This window comes from Acetivibrio ethanolgignens (genome assembly GCF_001461035.1).
Classification (GTDB): domain Bacteria; phylum Bacillota; class Clostridia; order Lachnospirales; family Lachnospiraceae; genus Velocimicrobium; species Velocimicrobium ethanolgignens.
This window is the reverse complement of the sequence record NZ_LNAM01000016.1, coordinates 1-4,870: the sequence shown is the minus strand read 5'-3', so window position 1 is coordinate 4,870 and position 4,870 is coordinate 1. Positions and strand designations below refer to the sequence as shown.

7 protein-coding genes are annotated in these 4,870 nt (G+C 35.6%); 1 reads left to right on the top strand and 6 read right to left on the bottom strand.

Annotated elements, in window-relative coordinates:
- Positions 1-86 precede the first annotated feature (86 nt).
- The 3 genes from ASU35_RS01970 to ASU35_RS01960 all read right to left on the bottom strand — a co-directional run bounded on the left by ASU35_RS01970 (position 87) and on the right by ASU35_RS01960 (position 2,771).
- The gene (locus tag ASU35_RS01970) at positions 87-305 is read right to left on the bottom strand and encodes a hypothetical protein (RefSeq protein ID WP_058351427.1); all 219 of its coding nucleotides are present in this window, start codon (positions 303-305) and stop codon (positions 87-89) included.
- A gap of 3 nt (positions 306-308) precedes the next feature.
- Complete coding sequence (locus ASU35_RS01965) at positions 309-1,169, bottom strand: hypothetical protein (RefSeq protein WP_058351426.1); 861 nt, start codon at positions 1,167-1,169, stop codon at positions 309-311.
- Positions 1,170-1,259: 90 nt separating this feature from the next.
- Positions 1,260-2,771 (bottom strand): hypothetical protein, encoded by a 1,512-nt coding sequence (locus ASU35_RS01960; RefSeq protein WP_058351425.1) that lies wholly within the window; start codon positions 2,769-2,771, stop codon positions 1,260-1,262.
- Between the two features lie 127 nt (positions 2,772-2,898).
- Here ASU35_RS01960 and ASU35_RS01955 point away from each other — a divergent pair, with 127 nt between their 5' ends.
- Entirely contained in the window at positions 2,899-3,144 is a 246-nt protein-coding gene (locus tag ASU35_RS01955; protein WP_058351424.1) for a helix-turn-helix domain-containing protein, read from the top strand.
- A 138-nt stretch (positions 3,145-3,282) separates the two neighbouring features.
- Here the strand turns inward: ASU35_RS01955 and ASU35_RS19050 are convergent, their stop codons facing one another.
- The 3 genes from ASU35_RS19050 to ASU35_RS01945 form a co-directional block, all read right to left on the bottom strand.
- On the bottom strand, positions 3,283-3,450 hold the full coding sequence (locus ASU35_RS19050) for a hypothetical protein (protein WP_156059330.1): 168 nt from the start codon (positions 3,448-3,450) through the stop codon (positions 3,283-3,285).
- Positions 3,451-3,815: 365 nt separating this feature from the next.
- Complete coding sequence (locus ASU35_RS01950) at positions 3,816-4,256, bottom strand: hypothetical protein (RefSeq protein ID WP_058351423.1); 441 nt, start codon at positions 4,254-4,256, stop codon at positions 3,816-3,818.
- Positions 4,257-4,261: 5 nt separating this feature from the next.
- Positions 4,262-4,744, bottom strand: coding sequence for a hypothetical protein (locus ASU35_RS01945; protein ID WP_147525330.1), 483 nt, complete (start codon positions 4,742-4,744; stop codon positions 4,262-4,264).
- Positions 4,745-4,870: the final 126 nt, after the last annotated feature.

The following is a 4,870-nucleotide window of genomic DNA, read 5'->3' as shown; positions in this document are numbered from 1 at the left end:
TAAATGGCTATAAATTTTTTAAAATTAATGCGAAAAGTTTTTATTCCTCAAAGCTGACCAAAAGTGATAGCATATCTTATTCCACCTTACCTAATTTTTCCACTCCTTAACAAATCCATAAATTTATCACAATATTGTTTGACTACTTCGTAGAGCTGATTAGCAGTATCCTCATCAATGAATCCACAAATATTCATAACCTTAATATCATGATTTAACTGCTCAAACCTTGATAAACCTTCTATTACTCCACCATGCAGACAGCTTTCTGCTTCTATTGTGATTAGCTCGATTACCTGTTCCATAACTTACTCGCCATCTGCTGGTGCTGCTTCTTGAGCCTCAGCAGGTGCTTGTACATGGAATGTATATAAATCAATATTAGCCTCATCAATATTACTAAACAGATTGTCTACTGTCAGATTTGTTTTATAAAACTCTGGCTGATAGGCATTACCATTTGAATCAAACCAGCAATAATCATCAAACTTCTTATTCGCATCTTCAGTTTCAAAATTCTTATCAAATGCATCTTCGTACTTCATTTCAATATCAATAAAATATCCTCTTGCTTCTGTAGCATCTGGATGCATATAAAGTACAACAATTGAATCTGCACTATCCTTGACTAAATATGCTGGAAACCTATTTTCTCCTTTAGCATATACACCACGAGTATATAACTTATCAAAATAAGAAATGAGGGCATCTCCCTTTTCCCTGAAGTCATCAGAATCACTATATGGCATTTTAAGATGTGAAATTGTTCTCAAAGTATAACTATTATCATCATTTTTATCAAATTGAAAGAATGCCTCACCCTCATATCCAAGAATAAGTTTACCATAAGCAGTATCTAAGCGACTGCTTAAATCAGTGACATTATTTGTATTTACATCAGCTGTAACACTAAAAAGATATGAAAGTGTATCTTCTAAACTGCTTTCACCCATAGTCAACTCTGTGTAGATGGATGGTTCAATTGTGCTGTTTTCTTCAGATGAAACATTTGAATCATCTTCCACTTTATTGCCAGTCTCATCATCTTTTGAAACTTCAACATCAGACTCTACCCCAGATTTAGCAGAATCAACAGAACCACCGCAAGCTGTAAGCGTACTACAAGCAAGTAAACCACATAACAATAAGCTCAATACTTTCCTTTTCATTTCTTACATCTCCCTAATATTTTTTACTCAAAATCAAACACTATTATAGCATATATTGGAGCTATTTGGGAACATTGTCTTTTAGACATCTTAGCTTGTCAAATCATCTCCATAACCAATTCCAAATAAGACAATCTCACCAGATTCAACAACGACACGCACATTAAGAGGTTGCTCATCTCCAACAAATTCCTCCAATGTTTCTTCAATGAGATTGCAAAAGTCCTTGATATCTTCGCCGTATGATTCTACTCCATAATTGATAAATTTGCATTCTGTAGAAACAGGGAACTTTATGCGGTCAGTTTCATCTTCTCCAGTATATCTATCAACCACTTCACGTTTGGTTTCAATTTTAATTTTGTTATCATCCTTATATGCTTTGATAGTATCAATATCTTCGATATAAATTAAATAATCATGGTTTTCATCTGAATCAGTCGCCACTTCATCAGCCTGCACCTGTATATCACTAATATTGATTTTGGTAATCTCACAATTACTTAGGATAGATACCATATATAAATAAAGTTCTTCCTGAGAATATATTGGTTTGTTGGCAAGCCCTCTTAATAACTGTCCTATCGCTACATCATCAGCATACGGATGTGATAATCCTGTTTTTTCCCATCCATCATTATTAAGTACACTTAAATATTGTTCATATACATCAGAATCCAGAACAGTTCCATCAGATGAAGTAAATACACTTCTACTGTCCTTAATTACATCACTTGCCATATCTGAACCATACTTTTTCTTCCACCAAGCGTCCTCTTCGTCTGCAGACAAGCGTTTATTATCAGCAAGTTTTTCATAAAAACTAAGAGCAACACGATTATCCTTATAATCTGTTTTCAAAAAATAACCATAACAATCACCCTCAGAATTTATCCCAGCAATTACATTTAAATCCCTTAATGTTGTGAAAACACTATTGTCATTATACCCAAGGTATGCAACCTGACTAGTAGACTTATTCATCACTACCTGTATTGCGGTAGAGGCAGCAGAATTAATACCTTTATGTACTGGATACAAAAAATTAATCTTTTCTTGAAGCTCCTCATCTGAATATACAGTCTCTGAATTTTCTAAATCTGCCAGCTCACTATTGATATTACGAAAATCTTGCTTATCATCATCCCAAACATAAATATTCTTTTTCTCTCCACTGCCACCACCTATACCAAGAATAATATCTGAACTAGGACATGGAACTACATATTCATTTCTTTCAGCTTTAATGGTAGCCTCACCATCTACATATCCTACCAACTGAGTTCTACAATCATCTTTAGAGCCACCCTTACTTATACAAAGCCATAACAAAGGTAATCCATCCTCATCAAGGGTTATGGTTGCACCAACTGAATACTCACTATTTTCTGATTTGACTTTCTCGTAATAGTCTTGGTAAGAATTAATTGCCTCTACATACAAATCTTCTATATTTGTGGAATCTGCTTCAGCATCTTTCTTCTCTGACACATCGCTATCACTTACCTCAGCATTATTGGAACTGTTAGAACCACCGCAAGCTGTAAGCATACTACAAGCAAGTAAACCACATAACAATAATCTCAATACTTTCCTTTTCATTTCTTACATCTCCCTAATATTTTTTACTCAAAATTAAACACTATTATAGCATACATTGGGTCTATTTTGGAACCCTTATTTTTATCACACATATTAAAATTAAATATTCTAATAAGGGAGATAGCAAATGGATAGAGTGAACCAACGAGAAAATCATTTACTTGGTGAAAATATCAAAAGGCTTCGCTTAGAGCATAATCTGCGAAATTGCGATGTACTCGCACAGCTTCAACTAAGAGGTGTCGATATAGCAAGGTCAACCTATTCAAAGATAGAAATTGGACTCAATAACCCAACTGTCGACCTGCTAATTGCCCTTGCAGATTTTTATCAGGTATCTTTTGATGAATTCTTCAAAAAATTAGAGGACTAAGAATCTTCTGTACGATTAAACAGATTATTCTTAGTCCTCTTTTTCAAGATTAGGCAGATTTCTGAGCAGAGATACCCCAGACAGTTGAAAGCATTGGATTTCTTGGCACAAAAGAAGAATCTCTCTCCATCTGTACATTCAAATTTTCTGCTTACTCAAAAATTCTTCCAATTCATCAATAGCTTCATACAGTAGTTTGGCAGTAAAGAACAAAGCTAAATCATTGTAAATTACTTCTTCATCTGTGCTGACCATGTTCTGAATAATTGCTGCTGCACCTTTAATTTTATCAACAGACTCTTGCACATTTTACACTCCCCTCTCATCCAAGTAGGTGTATGATACCTCTCATTTTTACTTTGTCAAGAAAATGTTTTAAGGCATCAGTACCCCAAAGCACCTCAAAATATCCTGAACAGACTGACACACAGGAACTACAGGTACTGGATGCACTAAATCAAACACACAGGTTACAAGGTCTGCAAGATTACTTTAGCTAAATCAGTTTTCATAATGGGAAAATTGCTCTCAATTGGATAAGTACCTTAAAGACTTGGTAACACATAAATTATCTCAAAGAATTTTTATCTACTGATGGACATGATAATAGACTGAAGCACACACAACTTCAGCCTATTATCTTGATTTATATTAACTCAGAGGATTGTTTGCTATCTCTGACGGATAGCTCCTATAACTACCCCTGCCACCTCATCCATGTCCATATTGTCATACATGGATGGATACATATTTTGTAGCCTTACTAAATCCAAAACATCACTCATATACAATGCGTATAATGAGGACTCAGCAAGCAGGTCTAAGATAGCGTACCCCAGCGATACCTTGCGTCCTACTTTCTTAAGCATTCTTGTTGGAACTAAAGGCTTTTCCCAACTAATATCCTTATAAAAAAGATACCTCCTACCTTCACTTGCAACCACAAGGTGGGTAGTCGTTGCTTCAATAATATTTGCATTTTCAATGCACTGTCTAAAACCATGTTTAGTGACTCCAGTAATCCTTATTGAGCCATCGTCAATGACCTGCATCCTCCAATTCAGCAAATCAGAAGTATCTCTCTTTTTGTAACCTTTCTCTTCTAAGCTCATAGTAATTACTCCTCAACGCCTTTGTACTGTTCAAAGAACTCCTCAATATGCTCTACACAAGTATCTAACTTATGAAGATTTAACGGGTCTTGGATACCTGCCATCTCCAAGATACTTTCATTGAGAATATCATCTGAAAAGCCTTCTGCGTCAGAGCCATCCCAATTGATGATACTCTCTCCAGCATCAAACTTCTGTCTGACTTCCTCTGGAACAAAACCATCAGGGCTGAGCTGAATGAGGATATGAGCAAGAAAACATTGCTCTTTTACCCAACGATAAAAAATTTGAACTGGATTGTTAGGGATGTCTACAATACATCGATAGACAAAATAATCCATTGTGCCGATAGGAGTGTGCATATAAGTACAATTAACTTTATTAATAACTACCCCTGACACACCACAATCTGCATGAATATGATGTTCACAATCAGGCATACGCAAGGACAGATGAGCAGAATTATTTCCATACTCCAGCATCTCCATCTGTAATACCAACTTGCACCAAGAATCTACAATGGAAGTGATGTGCCTATATGCGTCCTTAAGCGATGCTGTCACGCGTCAAATTATAATTCTCTCCTGTCGCAATCCTGCCGCAGATTAAATCCT

Bases quoted from the DNA above. Each gene is read 5' to 3' on its own strand.
- ASU35_RS01970 (WP_058351427.1), bottom strand. From the start codon at position 305: ATGGAACAGGTAATCGAGCTAATCACAATAGAAGCAGAAAGCTGTCTG.
- ASU35_RS01965 (WP_058351426.1), bottom strand. From the start codon at position 1,169: ATGAAAAGGAAAGTATTGAGCTTATTGTTATGTGGTTTACTTGCTTGT.
- ASU35_RS01960 (WP_058351425.1), bottom strand. From the start codon at position 2,771: ATGAAAAGGAAAGTATTGAGATTATTGTTATGTGGTTTACTTGCTTGT.
- ASU35_RS01955 (WP_058351424.1), top strand. From the start codon at position 2,899: ATGGATAGAGTGAACCAACGAGAAAATCATTTACTTGGTGAAAATATC.
- ASU35_RS01950 (WP_058351423.1), bottom strand. From the start codon at position 4,256: ATGAGCTTAGAAGAGAAAGGTTACAAAAAGAGAGATACTTCTGATTTG.
- ASU35_RS01945 (WP_147525330.1), bottom strand. From the start codon at position 4,744: ATGGAGATGCTGGAGTATGGAAATAATTCTGCTCATCTGTCCTTGCGT.